Source organism: Paenibacillus sp. 05T425, assembly GCF_056396205.1.
The window spans coordinates 1-449 of record NZ_JBFTLA010000099.1; the positions used below are offsets into that span (position 1 = coordinate 1).

The 449-nt window shown below is 61.0% G+C and carries 1 protein-coding gene; it reads right to left on the reverse strand.

The features are described from left to right. A partial coding sequence (locus AC1DF0_RS32260; protein WP_477577658.1) for a M20/M25/M40 family metallo-hydrolase occupies positions 1 to 449 on the reverse strand: 449 nt, incomplete at both ends.

Below are 449 nucleotides of genomic sequence, written 5' to 3' on the forward strand. Positions count from 1 at the left end.
CCCCAGCACGAACTGCATGTTGGTCGGCTCACCGATCAGGCACAAAAACGGCCGTACCGGCGCCAGGTGCAGCACGTCGAGTAAACGTCGTACACAGACGCAGCCGGTTTCTTCGTCATGGGACAAGGCGATTTGCAGCGGTCGGCTCAACGAATGGTCGGCGGCATCGAGCATGGCGTCGATGGCCAACGCGATAAACCCCTTCATGTCGCAACTGCCACGCCCGTAGATCCGCCCGTCCTGCACCGTCGCCTCAAACGCCGGCAAGGTCCAGGCCTGCCCCGCCGCCGGTACTACGTCGGTGTGGCCGGACAACAGAATGCCTGGTAACTCTTTAGGGCCGGTGCTGGCGAACAGGTTGGCCTTTTTACCCGTTTCGTCCTTGACGATCAGTGACTCGATGCCCTTGGTCAGCAGCAAGTCGCGTACGTACTCGATCAGGGCCATGT